13 protein-coding genes are annotated in these 13,698 nt (G+C 67.9%); 6 read left to right on the top strand and 7 right to left on the bottom strand.

Going from position 1 to position 13,698, the window contains the following annotated elements:
• The first annotated feature begins 42 nt into the window (after nucleotides 1-42).
• Together KHO18_RS03130 and KHO18_RS03125 are read left to right on the top strand one after the other, a co-directional pair.
• Nucleotides 43-831 (top strand): SDR family oxidoreductase, encoded by a 789-nt coding sequence (locus KHO18_RS03130; protein ID WP_144197495.1) that lies wholly within the window; start codon nucleotides 43-45, stop codon nucleotides 829-831.
• Nucleotides 828-1,250 carry a methylglyoxal synthase gene (locus KHO18_RS03125; RefSeq protein WP_144197532.1) on the top strand — a complete coding sequence of 141 codons (423 nt, stop codon included), beginning with the start codon at nucleotides 828-830 and terminating at the stop codon, nucleotides 1,248-1,250. The genes KHO18_RS03130 and KHO18_RS03125 overlap by 4 nt, the downstream gene beginning before the upstream one ends.
• 26 nt (nucleotides 1,251-1,276) lie before the next feature.
• On the opposite strand, the gene KHO18_RS03120 is transcribed toward KHO18_RS03125, so the two are convergent.
• From KHO18_RS03120 to KHO18_RS03095, 6 genes are all read right to left on the bottom strand, one after another.
• Nucleotides 1,277-1,570: a YkvA family protein gene (locus KHO18_RS03120; protein WP_144197496.1), complete on the bottom strand. Its 294-nt coding sequence runs from the start codon at nucleotides 1,568-1,570 to the stop codon at nucleotides 1,277-1,279.
• A gap of 137 nt (nucleotides 1,571-1,707) precedes the next feature.
• Nucleotides 1,708-2,850 carry a BMP family ABC transporter substrate-binding protein gene (locus KHO18_RS03115; RefSeq protein ID WP_149136482.1) on the bottom strand — a complete coding sequence of 381 codons (1,143 nt, stop codon included), beginning with the start codon at nucleotides 2,848-2,850 and terminating at the stop codon, nucleotides 1,708-1,710.
• 73 nt (nucleotides 2,851-2,923) lie between these two features.
• Nucleotides 2,924-3,844: an ABC transporter permease gene (locus tag KHO18_RS03110; RefSeq protein ID WP_211942763.1), complete on the bottom strand. Its 921-nt coding sequence runs from the start codon at nucleotides 3,842-3,844 to the stop codon at nucleotides 2,924-2,926.
• 18 nt (nucleotides 3,845-3,862) lie between these two features.
• A complete protein-coding gene (locus tag KHO18_RS03105; protein WP_144197499.1) occupies nucleotides 3,863-4,957 on the bottom strand; it encodes an ABC transporter permease in 1,095 nt (364 codons plus the stop codon).
• The gene (locus tag KHO18_RS03100) at nucleotides 4,950-6,518 is read right to left on the bottom strand and encodes an ABC transporter ATP-binding protein (protein ID WP_211942762.1); all 1,569 of its coding nucleotides are present in this window, start codon (nucleotides 6,516-6,518) and stop codon (nucleotides 4,950-4,952) included. Before KHO18_RS03100 ends, KHO18_RS03105 begins: the two co-directional genes overlap by 8 nt.
• A gap of 331 nt (nucleotides 6,519-6,849) precedes the next feature.
• On the bottom strand, nucleotides 6,850-7,758 hold the full coding sequence (locus tag KHO18_RS03095; RefSeq protein WP_144197501.1) for a pirin family protein: 909 nt from the start codon (nucleotides 7,756-7,758) through the stop codon (nucleotides 6,850-6,852).
• Nucleotides 7,759-8,438: 680 nt separating this feature from the next.
• On the opposite strand from KHO18_RS03095, the gene KHO18_RS03090 reads away from it, so the two are divergent.
• From KHO18_RS03090 to KHO18_RS03075, 4 genes are read left to right on the top strand one after another with little or no spacing between them, the layout of a single operon-like run.
• On the top strand, nucleotides 8,439-9,155 hold the full coding sequence (locus KHO18_RS03090; protein WP_211942761.1) for an ABC transporter permease: 717 nt from the start codon (nucleotides 8,439-8,441) through the stop codon (nucleotides 9,153-9,155).
• 13 nt (nucleotides 9,156-9,168) lie between these two features.
• Nucleotides 9,169-10,110 carry a glycine betaine ABC transporter substrate-binding protein gene (locus KHO18_RS03085; RefSeq protein WP_211942760.1) on the top strand — a complete coding sequence of 314 codons (942 nt, stop codon included), beginning with the start codon at nucleotides 9,169-9,171 and terminating at the stop codon, nucleotides 10,108-10,110.
• A gap of 10 nt (nucleotides 10,111-10,120) precedes the next feature.
• A complete protein-coding gene (locus KHO18_RS03080; protein ID WP_144197504.1) occupies nucleotides 10,121-10,774 on the top strand; it encodes an ABC transporter permease in 654 nt (217 codons plus the stop codon).
• Complete coding sequence (locus KHO18_RS03075; protein WP_144197505.1) at nucleotides 10,771-11,973, top strand: osmoprotectant ABC transporter ATP-binding protein OsmV; 1,203 nt, start codon at nucleotides 10,771-10,773, stop codon at nucleotides 11,971-11,973. Before KHO18_RS03080 ends, KHO18_RS03075 begins: the two co-directional genes overlap by 4 nt.
• Nucleotides 11,974-12,052: 79 nt before the next feature.
• On the opposite strand, the gene KHO18_RS03070 is transcribed toward KHO18_RS03075, so the two are convergent.
• The gene (locus KHO18_RS03070) at nucleotides 12,053-13,630 is read right to left on the bottom strand and encodes an aldehyde dehydrogenase (NADP(+)) (protein WP_211942759.1); all 1,578 of its coding nucleotides are present in this window, start codon (nucleotides 13,628-13,630) and stop codon (nucleotides 12,053-12,055) included.
• Nucleotides 13,631-13,698 lie beyond the last annotated feature (68 nt).

The following is a 13,698-nucleotide window of genomic DNA, read 5'->3' as shown; positions in this document are numbered from 1 at the left end:
AGCCGGCGCCCGGTCTTAGCAACCAAGGAAGGAGAGCAAGCGATGGATTTCGGACTGCGCGGTAAGCATGCGCTGGTGTGTGGCGCCAGCAAGGGACTCGGGTTTGCGTGCGCCGACGCGCTGGCGGCCGAAGGGGTGGACGTGGTGATCGTGGCGCGCGGCGCCGATGCGCTGGAAAAGGCCGCTGCCGACCTGCGCGCCCGCCATGGCCGCCGCGTGCTGGCCGTGGCCACGGACATCACCACGCCCGAGGGCCGCAAGCTCGCGCTGGACGCCGCGGCCAAGCTGGGCGACCTCGACATCCTGGTCAACAACGCCGGCGGCCCGCCCCCGGGCAATTTCCGTGACTGGGACCGCGACGCCTGGCTCGCCGCCATCGACGCCAACATGCTGACCCCGATCGAGCTGATCAAGGCCACCGTGGACGGCATGATCGCGCGCAAGTGGGGCCGCATCGTCAACATCACGAGCGGCGCGGTCAAGGCACCGATCGACGTGCTGGGCCTCTCCAACGGCGCACGCTCGGGCCTGACCGGCTTCGTGGCCGGCCTGGCGCGCGAAGTGGCGCAGCACGGCGTGACCGTGAACAACCTGCTGCCCGGCCCGTTCAACACGGACCGCCTGTTCAAGACCATGGAAGGCGGCGCCAAGAAGGCCGGCCTGAGCGTGGAGGAAGTGGCCGCCAAGCGTGCCGCCGCCAATCCCTCGCGCCGTTTTGGCGAGCCGGCGGAGTTCGGCGCGACCTGCGCGTTCCTGTGCAGCAAGCAGGCCGCCTACATGACGGGCCAGAACGTGCTGCTGGACGGCGGCTCGTACCCGGGGACGTTCTGATGGGAAAGCCGCGCATCGCGCTGATTGCGCACGATCACAAGAAGGACGACATCGTGGCCTTCGCGGGCCGTCACCGCGAGATGCTGGTGCGCTGCGAGCTGCTGGCCACCGGCACCACCGGCGGCCGCATCGCGGCCGAAACCGGCCTCGAGGTGGAGCGCATGCTGTCCGGCCCGTGGGGCGGCGATCTCCAGATCGGCGCGCAGCTGGCCGAGGGCAAGGTGACTGCGGTGATTTTCCTGCGCGACCCAATGACGCCGCAGCCGCATGAACCGGACATCAACGCGCTGGTGCGGGCGTGCGACGTCCACAATGTGCCGTGCGCGACCAACCTCGCCACGGCCGAACTGCTGCTGGTGGAACTCGCGCGGCACTGCTTCGAAGACGAAAAAGCCGCCGGAAGAACGCCGGCGGCCTGAGTAGAGAGTCGGGTGGGACGATGCCGTCAGCGCGACCGGACCGTGGTCGCGGTGGCGCGCATCGTCGCCTGGCGCAAAATGTGCGGCGGCAGCCGCTTCAGGATCAGGTGGACGGCCAGCGGAATCAGTACCACGTCATCGACGATGCCGAGCCCGGCGATGAAATCTGGAATGAGGTCGATCGGGGAGATGGCGTAGAACACCAGCCCCAGCGCGGCAGGCTTGAGCCACGCGGGCGCGTCGGGATGACGCAGCGCGAACCAGAGCAGGCGGCCGTCGCGGCGCACCAGCGTCCACAGGGCCGAAAATCGCTTCCACATATGGGCCTCCTTGTCCACACGCCACACACGCAGTCATTGCGCATGCACGGATAACTTGGGCCGATGCAGGGGGATTCAAGTTCCCCTCCGCCCGAGGCGGCGGACGGAGGGGCGGTCAGTCAGGCCGAAACCGGCGATCAGCCCGGCACGTTGCCTTCCACGCCTTCCACGTAGAACTTGATGTCGTGCAGGAACTTGTCGTCGGCGACCTGATCCTTGGCCAGCTGTTCCTTGCCGGCGTTGTCCTTGAGCGGACCCTTCCAGATCGGGGCGGTACCGTCGATCACGCCCTTCTTGCGTTCCTCGACCAGCGCCTTCACGTCATCCGGCACCACGGCGTTGAAACCCTTCAGGTCGATCATGCCTTCCTTGAGGCCCCACCACGTGGTGCTGTTCTTCCACTGCTTGTTCAGCACGTCTTCCACCACCTTGTTGTAGTAGACGCCCCAGGTGATCACCGAGGCAGCCAGGTGGGCCTTCTCGCCGAACTTGCTCATGTCGCTGTCCCAGCCGAACGCGTAGACGCCTTTCTCCTGCGCGGTCTGCACCACGGCAGCGGAGTCGGTGTTCTGCATCAGCATGTCCACGCCCTGGCCGATCAGGGTGGTGGCGGCCTCGCGCTCCTTGCCCGGATCGAACCACTTGTTCACCCACACCACCTTGACGGTAGCCTTGGGGTTCACGCTGCGTGCGCCGAGCGCGAACGAGTCGATGTTGCGGATGACCTCGGGAATCGGCACCGACGCCACCACGCCCATCTTGCCCGACTTGCTCATCTTGCCGGCCACCACGCCGGCCAGGTAGGCGCCTTCATAGGTGCGCACGTCGTACTGGGCGAGGTTGTCGGCGGTCTTGAAGCCGGTGGCGTGCTCGAACTTCACGTCCGGGAATTCCTTGGCCACCTTCAGCATCGACTCCTGATAGCCGAACGTGGTGCCGAAGATCAGCTTGTTGCCCTGGCTGGCCAGGTCGCGGAACACGCGCTCGGCGTCAGCGGCGGACTCGGGCACGTTCTCGACGAACGAGGTCTTCACCTTGTCGCCGAACTTGGCTTCCACCGCCTTGCGGCCGGCGTCATGGGCGAAGGTCCAGCCGGCATCGCCCACCGGGCCGATGTAGACGAATGCCACCTTGAGCGGTTCGCTGGCGGCGGCGGCTGGCGCGGAGGCCGGGCCTGCCGTCTCGGCCGGCTTGTCGGCCTCTTTCTTGCCGCAGCCGGCCAGGGCCAGTACGGCGGTGGCGGCCAGGGCTGCCAGGGTGGTCCTGCGTGACACGATCATCGATCTCTCCTTGAAAAACGTCTTGTGATGCGTTTGGTTTTGACGACTGGTTGGCTCGAAAAACGACGAAAAATCAGGCATTGCCCGGGCGGAACGGCTTGCCCAGCGAGGCCGGCATATTGAGCCGGATCCACGCCGGGTTCCGCGAAATCAGCGCCAGCACGACGATGGTGGCCGCGTACGGCAGCATCGACAGCACCTGCGACGGCACCGACACGCCAATGCCCTGCAAATAGAACTGGAGAATGGTCACGCCGCCGAACAGCCACGCGCCCACCAGCACCCGGCCCGGGCGCCACGTGGCGAAGGTGGTCAGCGCCAGCGCGATCCAGCCCCGGCCCGAGACGAGGTTCTCCACCCACATCGGCGTATAGACCAGCGACAGGTACGCGCCCGCCAGCCCGCAGCAGGCGCCGCCGAACAGCAGGGCGCCAAAGCGGATCCAGCGCACCGGGTAGCCCAGCGCATGGGCGGACTCCGGGGACTCGCCAATCGCGCGCAGGGTCAGCCCGGCCCGCGTGCGGAACAGGAACCAGGCGATCGCAGCACATAGCAGAATGCTGAAATACACCATCCAGTGATGCTGGAAAAAGGCCGGCCCGACAAAGGGCAGGTCGGCCAGGAACGGCACCGACTTGGCCTGCGCGGGCATGGCGTAGCCGACGAAGCGCTGCGCCATGAAGGCCGACAGGCCGGTGCCGAAGATCGACAGCGCCAGGCCCGTGGCCACCTGGTTGGTGGCCAGCACCAGCGCCAGCCACGAGAACAGCGAAGCCATCAGCATGCCGGCCAGCGCGCCGGCCGCGAAGCCGAGCATCGGCGACTGGGTCTGGTAGCCGACCATGAAACCGAACGCGGCAGCCACCAGCATCATGCCTTCGGCGCCGAGGTTGAGCACGCCGGCGCGCTCGTTGACGAGCAGGCCCAGCGCGGCCAGCAGCAGCGGGGTGCCGGCGTTGATCGCCGTGGCGATCAGGGGAGCGAGTTGTTCCATATTCTTGTCGGCTCCGGTTCAGGCGGCCCGGGCGCGCCAGCGCAGGCGGTTGTCGATCAGCGTGTCGCACGCCAGCAGGAAGAACAGCAGCATGCCCTGGAACACCCAGCCGATGGCCGAGGGCAGCCCCAGGCGCGACTGCGCCATCTCGCCGCCTATATAGAAGAGCGACATGACGATGCCGCCGAACACGGCGCCCACCGGATGCAGCCGCCCCACGAAGGCGACGATGATGGCCGTGAAGCCGTAGCCGGGCGAGATCGAGGGCAGCAGCTGGCCGATCGGCCCCGTTACCTCGAACGCGCCCGCCAGCCCGGCCGTGCCGCCCGAGATCATCAGCGCGCTCCACAGCGCCTTGCGCGACGAGAACCCGGCGTAGCGCGCCGCCAGCGGGGCGGTGCCGCCCACCTGGAGCCGGAAGCCGGCAAAGCTGCGGAAGACGAACACCGTCATCGCCGCCACCAGCACCAGCATGACCAGGAAGCCCACGTGCAGCCGCGAGCCGGACAGCAGGTTCGGCAGCAGGAACTCGGACGAGAACACCTTCGACTGCGGGAAGTTCATCCCCGCCGGGTCCTTCAGCGGCCCGTTGACCACCCACAGCAGCAACTGCTGGGCGATGTAGGTCAGCATCAGCGAGACCAGGATCTCGTTGGCATTGAAGCGGTCCTTGAGCAGCGCGGTGATGGCCGCCCAGGCCATGCCGCCGATAATGCCGGCCAGCCCGGCGATGACCAGCACCGCCGGCCCGGCGATGGTGTGGCCCGGTGTGTCGAAATAGAGCACGGCGGCCCCGGCGAAGATGCCGCCGAGGATCAGCTGCCCATCGGCGCCAATGTTCCAGACATTGGCCCGGTAGCAGACCGACAGCCCCAGCGCGCAGAGCACCAGCGGCACGGTCTTGAGCAGCACCTCGCCAATCGCGCGCTTGTCTTTGAGCGGATCGACCAGGAATACCTTGAGCGCGGCCACCGGGTCCTTGCCGAGCACCAGGAACAGCAGCGCGCCGAACAGCAGCGTCAGTACCAGCGCGAACACCGGCGAGGCATAGGCCATCGGGCGCGACGGGGCGCCGCGCGGCGCCAGCGTCAGCGGGGAGCGGAGATCAGCCATGGCTAGCCCCCTCCGTGGCGGCGTGCGGCCGTTCGCTGGCCGGCCCGCCTTCCCACAATCCGCTCATCCACAGGCCCACCTGCTCGCGCGTGGCCGATTCCACGGGAATCGACGGCGACAGGTGACCCTTGGCCATCACATGGAGCCGGTCGCAGAGCCCGAACAGCTCGTCGAGTTCCTCGGACACGACCAGCACGGCGCAGCCGGTGGCCTTGAGCGCGAGGATCTCGTTGTGGATCTGCGCGGCGGCGCCCACGTCCACGCCCCAGGTGGGCTGTGCCACGATCAGCACTTTCGGGCCACTTTCGATCTCGCGTCCGACGATGAATTTCTGGAGATTGCCGCCCGACAGGCTGCGCGCCAGCGCCGCCGGCCCGCTGGCCTTGACGCGGAAACGGTTGATGATGCCGGCTGCCAGGCCCTCGGCTGCCTTCGGCGACACCATGCCGCCCCGCACATAGGGCGGCGTCTGGTGCGACAGCAGGGTATTGGCCGACAGGCTCATGCCCGGCACCGCGCCCCGGCCCAGCCGTTCCTCGGGCACGAAGGCCAGCCCCACGCGGCGGCGGGCGGCGGCGTCGAGCCGGCCCACCGGCTGGTGGTCGATCTGCACGCTGCCCGCCGCGCCGCGCGGGTCCTCGCCGGAGAGCGCCGCCAGCAGTTCCTGCTGGCCATTGCCGGATACCCCGGCGATGCCGACGATCTCGCCCGCATGCACATCGAGCGCAATCTGTTGCAGTTCGGTGGCGAAGGCGTGCGCGCGTGGCACCGAGAGGTCGCGCACGGCCAGTCGCACCGGCCCGCGCTCGGTGGTCACGCGGGCCTCGCGCGGCGGCTCGCCGCCAATCATCAGCCGCGACAGCGACGCCGCGCTTTCCGCGCGCGGGTCGCAGACGCCCGTCACCCGCCCCATCCGCATCACGGTGGCGTGATGGCACAGCGCGCGGATCTCGTCGAGCTTGTGACTGATATAGAGGATGCTGGTGCCTTCCTCGGCCAGCTGGCGCAGCGTGACGAACAGCGTCTCCACGGCCTGCGGGGTCAGCACCGAGGTGGGCTCGTCCAGGATCAACAGCTGCGGCCGGGCCAGCAGCGCGCGGACGATCTCCACGCGCTGGCGCTCGCCCACGGACAGCGTGTGCACGTGGCGGTTCGGCTCCAGCGGCAGGCCGTAGCGCGCCGCCGTGGCGCGGATGCGTTCGGCCAGCTGCTTCATCCCGCCGACTTCCTTCGGCGGCAGGCCGAGCGCGATGTTCTCGGTCACGGTCAGGGTGTCGAACAGCGAGAAATGCTGGAAGACCATGGCGATGCCCAGGTTGCGGGCATCGTGCGGGCTGGCGATGGCAACCGGCGCCCCGTTGAAGTGCACCTCGCCGGCGTCCGGGCGGACCGCGCCGAAGATGATCTTCATGAGGGTGGATTTGCCGGCGCCGTTCTCGCCAAGAACGGCGTGGATCTCGCCGGGAGCGACGGAGAGGCTCACGTCGTCATTGGCGGTCACGCCGGGATAGCGCTTGGTGATGTGGGCAAGCGCCAGCCTGGGGGGAAGTTGTAATGTCACTGAGGCGGCTCGGATTGTTGTGGCAGCAACGTTGAAATCAGGCACGTGACAGCGGCTGTGCGTGGCGCAGCATCGCCGCGCGGCAGGTTGTCATCATCATGGTGTCGTGATGCCCGGAATTTGCTGTGGATTATATAAGTGCGCGGGGGTTCGGCGGGCCGTTTCCGGCCGCAGGCCATGGCCCACAACGGTTACAGGCAGGTTGCAAGTCGCGTGCCGAGCACGCGGGCATGAAAAAACCGCCGCGCTGTCACGAGGACAGGGCGGCGGTCAGCAAGGGCCCCGGCGGGCGCCGGGGCAGGGAGCTATCGGTCAGGCGTCAGTCAGCGCATCACGCGGCATTGGCTGCCACGCCAAAGCGGCCTTCGCGGAAGTCGGCCAGCGTCTGGTAGATCTGTTCCTGCGTGTTCATCACGAACGGACCGTACTGCGCGATCGGCTCGTTCAGCGGCTGGCCGGCAATCACCAGGAACTGCGCGTCGCTCGAGGCGGTCACGACCACGCCATCGGCCTGGCCGCTGTTGTCCAGCACGCCCATGCGCTGCGCTTCCACCACCGCGTCGCCAATCCGCACTTCGCCCTGATGCACATAGACAAAGGCGTTATGGCCGGCCGGCAGGGCCTGCGTGAAGGTCTGCCCGGCGGGCAGGTTCACGTCGAGGTAGATCGGCGCGGTGACCGGGCGCGTCATGGCCCCGGCCACGCCGTGGGTGGCGCCAGCCAGCACGCGCACGGTGCCACCCGAGGGCAGTGCCACGGTCGGGATCGACGTGGCCGGCATGTCGCGGTACCACGGCGTGGTCATCTTGTCCGCGGCGGGCAGGTTCAGCCAGAGCTGAAAGCCTTCCATGCGGCCGTCTTCCTGCTCGGGCAGTTCCGAGTGCACCACGCCGGAGCCGGCCACCATCCACTGCGCGCCGCCGCCTTCGAGCAACCCTTCATTGCCGGCGCTGTCGCGGTGACGCATGCGGCCAGCCAGCATGTAGGTGATGGTCTCGAAGCCCCGGTGCGGGTGATCGGGGAAACCGCCGATGTAGTCGTCCTTGTTGTCGGTGCCGAAGGCATCGAGCATCAGGAACGGGTCCAGCCGGCGTTGCAGGTTCTGCGTCAGCACGCGGGTGAGCTTTACGCCGGCGCCATCGGACGTGGCAATGCCGCGCACCACGCGGTCGACGGCGCGCGAGCGCGCTACGGTCTCCTGGGCGGTGGCCGGAACGGTGGCGAGAGTGCGGGTTTCCATGTTGTTTGTTCTCCTGTGGCGGACGGCCCTCGGCCGTCTCTGCATACCCGTAAATGTAGGGGTTTGGTGGCAAAGCGGTAGACGGCCGACGGGCAACAGATTGTTCCACTCATGTTGCAAGTGAGCATGCAGTCGGCGCATGGATGCAACGGGGTGACCGGCGTATCAGCAGTTGGAAGATCGCTACCAGATCGCAGAAGAAGCCGCCCGAAACCGCTGCGGAAAACGCGAAGATGACAGGTTGGCAGAAGTTGTGTAGAATAGCGCTCTCTTTGTCATCCGTTGCTGGAAATTGCTGTGGGCCGGTCTGTGCCGGAATCCCCGCAATCCGTTGTCCAGCAACGGCCGATTGACCGGCGGCGCCCACCGAAGCGCGTTTTCACAACGACACCAGTCGCCGCCACTGGCCAAGCCGGATCGATGTGATCCGATTGCGCCGCTATCGGGCGATCCGCGCCACAGCTTTACCGCGCGAATCCCCTTCACAAGGCTGTCCCGCCCCTTTCGCGTGGCAGCCACAAGTCCGTCCGCCGGCAATCGTGCCGGTCATGGCGGCAAGGCAATCTGAACCGGGCCCCGGCGGGCACCCATCCGAACTACCGCCGGCCCTTTTGTTTTCCGCTTCCGGGAAGTGGCGCCTGATTCTCATGGTGCCGCCCCTGGCTTTGGAAAGGGGGAATATGTCGAAGCAAACCATCCGGGCGCTGGCCTGGAGCGGTGTCATTGCCGCTGCGCTGGCCGGTCTGGTCGCGTGGATTGGTGTGGATGTGATTCATCGGTATCACGAGCGTCTCTTGTACGACGTGGGCGACCACCTCCGTCTGGTCACCATCTCGATGGCGCTGGCGCTCATCACCGGCGTGCCGGCGGGTATCGCCCTGAGCCGGCCCTGCATGCGCCGCTGGGCGGACCGCCTGATGCAGATCTTCAATATCGGCAATACCGTGCCGTCGCTGGCCGTGCTGGCACTTGCGCTGGCCGTGCTCGGCATTGGCGAGCGCCCGGCGGTGCTGGCGCTCTGGCTGGCGTCGCTGCTGCCCATCGTGCGGAATACGTACGAAGGGCTGCGCAACGTCTCGCCGGCCCTGCGCGAGGCCGCGCGCGGTATCGGCATGACGCCGTGCCAGCGCCTGGTGCGCGTGGAACTGCCCAACGCGCTGCCCGTGATCCTGGCCGGGGTGCGCATCAGCCTGGTGATCAACGTGGGCACCGTGCCGCTCTCGTTCCTGATTGGCGCCAACAGCCTTGGCGAGCTGATCTTCCCGGGCATCTACCTGAACAACCAGCCGCTGCTGCTGCTGGGCGCCGCGGCTACCGCGCTGCTCGCGCTGCTGCTGGACGCGCTGTTCGCCGCCGCCGGCCATATCTATCTGCGCCGCCGTGGGCTGGCGTACTGAGGAGCTGAATCACATGGGAATGCAACGAAACTGGGAGCGCCGGCTGTTCTGGCTGTTCGCCGTGGTGGGCGTGGCGGCTGCCGCAGTGCTGCTGGGCACCGCCCCGGCCCGCGCGCAACAGCCGGCTGGCGAGCCCGTGCGGGTGGGCGGCAAGAATTTCACCGAGCAGCTGATCCTGTCGTCGATGACCACGCAGTACCTGCGCGCCAAGGGTATCAACACGGAAGTCACCTCGGGTCTGGGCAGCACGCTGATGCGCCAGGCCATGGAGTCCGGCCAGCTGGACGTGGTGTGGGACTACACCGGCACCGCGCTGATCGTCTTCAACAAGGTCGAGGAAAAGCTGGACGCCGAGCAGAGCTACGCCCGCGTGAAGCAGCTGGACGCCGCCAAGGGGCTGATCTGGCTGGACGCCTCCCGGGTCAACAACACCTACGCGCTGGCCATGCCGAAGGAGCGCGCCGAGCCGGGCCTGACCACGCTGTCCGCATACGCCGCCAAGCTGCGCGAGAAGGCCGCCGATGACAAGGCCCGCCCGTTCGCCGTGGACATGGAGTTCGCCGCGCGCCCGGACGGCCTGGAGCCGCTCAAGGCCGCCTACCAGCTGCCGCTGGGCCGCAAGGACGTGATCCAGCTCGATCCCGGCCTGGTCTACACCGCGCTCAAGAACAACCAGGTGGATCTGGGCCTGGTCTACACCACCGATGGCCGCGTGAAGGGCTTCGACCTCGTGCTGCTCGAAGACGACCTGCACTTCTTCCCGCCGTACAACGCCGTGCCAGTCGTCCGCAAGGCCGTGCTCGACAAGCGGCCGGAGTTGGCCGGCCTGCTCAACGCGCTGTCCGCCCAGCTCGACAACGCGGCGATGACCGACATGAACTATCAGGTCGATATCGGCCAGCAGCCGGTGGACAAGGTGGCGGGAGACTTCCTGCGCAGCCACGGTCTGATTTGAGGAGCCGCCCATGGATTTGCTGACTTATCTCGCGCATAGCTGGCCGACGCTGCTGCGCCTGACCGGCGAGCATCTGGCGCTGGTGGGCTCCGCCGTGGGGCTGGCCATCCTGATCGGCGTGCCGCTCGGCATCCTGATCACGCGCCACCGCTTCCTGGCCACGCCGCTGCTGGCGCTGGCCACGGTGGTGCTGACGCTGCCGTCCATCGCGCTGTTCGGGCTGATGATCCCGATCTTTGCGCGCTTCGGCCACGCGCTCGGCTACGTGCCGGCGGTGACCGCCGTGTTCCTGTACTCGCTGCTGCCGATCATGCGCAACACCTACACGGCGCTGGCCAATGTCGATCCCGGCATCCAGGAGGCCGGGCGCGGCATCGGCATGACCACCTGGCAGCGGCTGCGGCTGGTGGACCTGCCGCTGGCCGTGCCGGTGATCCTGGGCGGCGTGCGCACGGCCGTGGTGATGAACATCGGCGTGGCCACCATTGCCGCCATCATTGGCGCCGGTGGCCTTGGGGTGCTGATCCTGCAAGCGATCAGCCAGAGCAACATGAGCAAGCTGGCGGTGGGCGCGGTCCTCGTCAGCGTGCTCGCCATCGCGGCGGACGCCGGCCTGCAAGCCCTGCAGCGCGCGCTGACGCCGAAAGGAATCCGCCAACCATGATCGAACTCGACCAACTCACCAAGTCCTTCCACCAGAAGGACGGCACCGAAGTGCGCGCCGTGGACGCCGTCTCGATGACGGTGCCCAAGGGCGAGATCTGCGTCTTCCTGGGCCCCTCGGGCTGCGGCAAGACCACCACGCTCAAGATGATCAACCGGCTGATCGAGCCCACCTCGGGCACGGTCCGCATCGAGGGCGAGGACACCGCCGGCATCGACGGCGTGACGCTGCGCCGCAAGATCGGCTATGTGATCCAGCAGATCGGCCTGTTCCCGAACATGACGATCGAGGAAAACATCATGGTCGTGCCGCGCCTGCTCGGCTGGGACAAGCGCCGCTGCCGCGAGCGCGCCCGGGAGCTGATGTCGATGGTGCAGCTCGACCCGGACAAGATGCTGGGCCGCTACCCGCGCGAGCTGTCGGGCGGCCAGCAACAGCGCATCGGCGTGATCCGCGCGCTGGCGGCGGACGCCCCCGTGCTGCTGATGGACGAGCCGTTCGGCGCGGTGGACCCGATCAACCGGGAGAGCATCCAGAACGAGTTCTTCCAGATGCAGCGCCAGCTGGGCAAGACCGTGATCATGGTGTCGCACGACATCGACGAGGCGATCAAGCTGGGCGACAAGGTGGCCGTGTTCCGTCGCGGGCAACTGGTGCAGTTCGACCATCCGGACGCGCTGCTGGCCCACCCGGCGGACGACTTCGTGCAGGCCTTCATCGGCCATGACAACACGCTCAAGCGCCTGCTGCTGGTGCGCGCGGGCGATGCCGCGACGATGCCGCCGAGCTGCCGTCCGGACATGTCGCTGGCGGAGGCGTTCGGCGTGATGGACGAAGCCGACGTGCGCCACCTGCCGGTGATTGATGATGCACAGCGCGCGCTGGGCTACGTCACGCGCCGCGACGTGCGCAACGCGCTGGCCAAGGGCGGCAGCTGCGCCGACGTGCTGCGCCCGTTCGCGGTCAGCGCCGCGTTCGACGAGCACCTGCGCATCGTGCTGTCGCGCATGTACCAGCACAACACGAGCTGGCTGCCCGTGGTGGATGGCGAGGGGGTCTACCTCGGCGAAGTCACGCAGGAGTCGATTGCCGACTACCTGAGTTCGGGGCGCTCGCGCGGCAACGCGCCGGTGATTCCGCCGCCGGTATCGTCGCCGGTCACCACGCCGAGTTCGGCGCCGGTGCGGGTTGCCGCCTGACCGCGGCTGGAACGCCCTCCGCCATGAAAAACGGCCGCTTGCGCGGCCGTTTTTTCGTTCATCAGGACTGGGACGAGGCTCAGGCCCGGCCGAGTTCGCCGTCCTTCAGGCGCCACAGGTTCAGCGGGTTGCCATCCTGCACGGCTGCCGGCAGCAGGGCGGCCGGCACGTTCTGGTAGCACACCGGACGCAGGAAGCGGTCGATCGCCGAAGCGCCCACCGAGGTCGTGCGGGTGTCCGAGGTGGCCGGGAACGGACCGCCGTGCACCATCGCGAACGACACTTCCACGCCGGTCGGGTAGCCGTTGAACAGCACGCGGCCCACCTTGCGTTCCAGCGCCGGCAGCAGGTGCGCGGCCACGGCCTGGTCGCCGGCGTCAGCCTGCACCGTGGCCGTCAGCTGGCCTTCCAGGATGCGGGTGACGGCCAGCAGCGTGTCCACGTCGCGGCAGGTGACGAGCACCGTCGACGGGCCGAACACTTCGGCATGCATGCGGTGATCGGCGATAAAGCGCTCGGCGGTCGTCTCGAAGAACGCCGGACGCGCCTGGTTCGGACCCGTGCCCGCCAGGCCGCAACCCGGGCGGGTCAGGCCTTCCACGGCGGACAGCTGGGCCACGCCACGCTCGAACGCCTGATGGATGCCCGGCGTCAGCATCGTGCCGGCGGCCTTGGCCGACACCGCTGCCACGGCGGCGGCGCGGAAGGCGTCCAGCGCCGGGCCTTCGATGGCCAGCAGCAGGCCGGGATTCGTGCAGAACTGGCCCACGCCCATCACCAGCGATTCCACCAGGTCACGCGCAATGGCTTCGCCGCGCGCGGCGAGCGCTTCGGGCAGCAGGTAGACCGGGTTGATGCTGCTCATCTCGGCGTAGACCGGAATCGGCTGCGGACGCTCGTTGGCGACCTTGACCAGCGCCATGCCGCCCGTGCGCGAGCCGGTGAAGCCCACGGCCTGGATCACCGGATGGGCAACCAGCGCCGTACCGATGGCGATGCCGGCGCCCATCACGAGCGAGAACACGCCTTCCGGCAGGCCATTGTCGGCAACTGCCTTTTGAATCACACGTCCGACCAGTTCCGAGGTGCCCGGATGCGCCGGGTGGGCCTTCACGACCACCGGGCAGCCTGCGGCCAGCGCGGAAGCGGTATCGCCACCGGCCACCGAGAATGCGAGCGGGAAGTTGCTGGCGCCGAACACGGCCACCGGACCCACGGGAATGTTCTGCATGCGCAGGTCGGGGCGCGGCGGGGTGCGCTCGGGCAGGGCGCTGTCGAGCGTGGCGTCTTGCCAGCGGCCATCGCGCACCACGCGCGCAAACAGGCGCAGTTGGCCGGCGGTACGGCCGCGCTCGCCCTGCAGGCGGGCGATGGGTAGCGCCGTCTCGGCGTGCGCGCGCTGGACCAGTTCATCGCCCAGTGCCTCGATGCCTTCGGCGATTGATTCGAGGAAGCGCGCACGCTGCTCGGGCGTGGTGGCACGATAGGTATCAAAGGCCGCCTCGGCCAGTTGGCAGGCGCGGTCCACATCTGCGGCATTGCCACCGTGGAACGTAGGGGCCAGCGTCTCGCCCGTGGCCGGGTTGATCGCCTGGAAAGTGTCTTCGGTGCCGCGTACGGCAGTCGCGCCGATCAGCATCTCGCCGGTAAGAGTCATGGTGTATCGATCCTGCGTCGTATCAGAAACATGTCATAAGACATCATATGACATCGGAAAGTCGCCCG

It is taken from the genome of Cupriavidus campinensis (assembly GCF_905397395.1).
Lineage (GTDB): Bacteria > Pseudomonadota > Gammaproteobacteria > Burkholderiales > Burkholderiaceae > Cupriavidus > Cupriavidus campinensis.
The sequence above is the reverse complement of the archived record's forward strand: the minus strand, read 5'-3'. Positions and strand labels throughout refer to the sequence as shown.

What these genes read in the sequence shown, in the direction of transcription:
- KHO18_RS03115 (WP_149136482.1), bottom strand. Translation starts at nt 2,850, where the DNA reads ATGATCGTGTCACGCAGGACCACCCTGGCAGCCCTGGCCGCCACCGCC.
- KHO18_RS03105 (WP_144197499.1), bottom strand. Translation starts at nt 4,957, where the DNA reads ATGGCTGATCTCCGCTCCCCGCTGACGCTGGCGCCGCGCGGCGCCCCG.
- KHO18_RS03075 (WP_144197505.1), top strand. Translation starts at nt 10,771, where the DNA reads ATGATCGAACTCGACCAACTCACCAAGTCCTTCCACCAGAAGGACGGC.
- KHO18_RS03085 (WP_211942760.1), top strand. Translation starts at nt 9,169, where the DNA reads ATGGGAATGCAACGAAACTGGGAGCGCCGGCTGTTCTGGCTGTTCGCC.
- KHO18_RS03110 (WP_211942763.1), bottom strand. Translation starts at nt 3,844, where the DNA reads ATGGAACAACTCGCTCCCCTGATCGCCACGGCGATCAACGCCGGCACC.
- KHO18_RS03095 (WP_144197501.1), bottom strand. Translation starts at nt 7,758, where the DNA reads ATGGAAACCCGCACTCTCGCCACCGTTCCGGCCACCGCCCAGGAGACC.
- KHO18_RS03080 (WP_144197504.1), top strand. Translation starts at nt 10,121, where the DNA reads ATGGATTTGCTGACTTATCTCGCGCATAGCTGGCCGACGCTGCTGCGC.
- KHO18_RS03130 (WP_144197495.1), top strand. Translation starts at nt 43, where the DNA reads ATGGATTTCGGACTGCGCGGTAAGCATGCGCTGGTGTGTGGCGCCAGC.
- KHO18_RS03090 (WP_211942761.1), top strand. Translation starts at nt 8,439, where the DNA reads ATGTCGAAGCAAACCATCCGGGCGCTGGCCTGGAGCGGTGTCATTGCC.
- KHO18_RS03120 (WP_144197496.1), bottom strand. Translation starts at nt 1,570, where the DNA reads ATGTGGAAGCGATTTTCGGCCCTGTGGACGCTGGTGCGCCGCGACGGC.
- KHO18_RS03070 (WP_211942759.1), bottom strand. Translation starts at nt 13,630, where the DNA reads ATGACTCTTACCGGCGAGATGCTGATCGGCGCGACTGCCGTACGCGGC.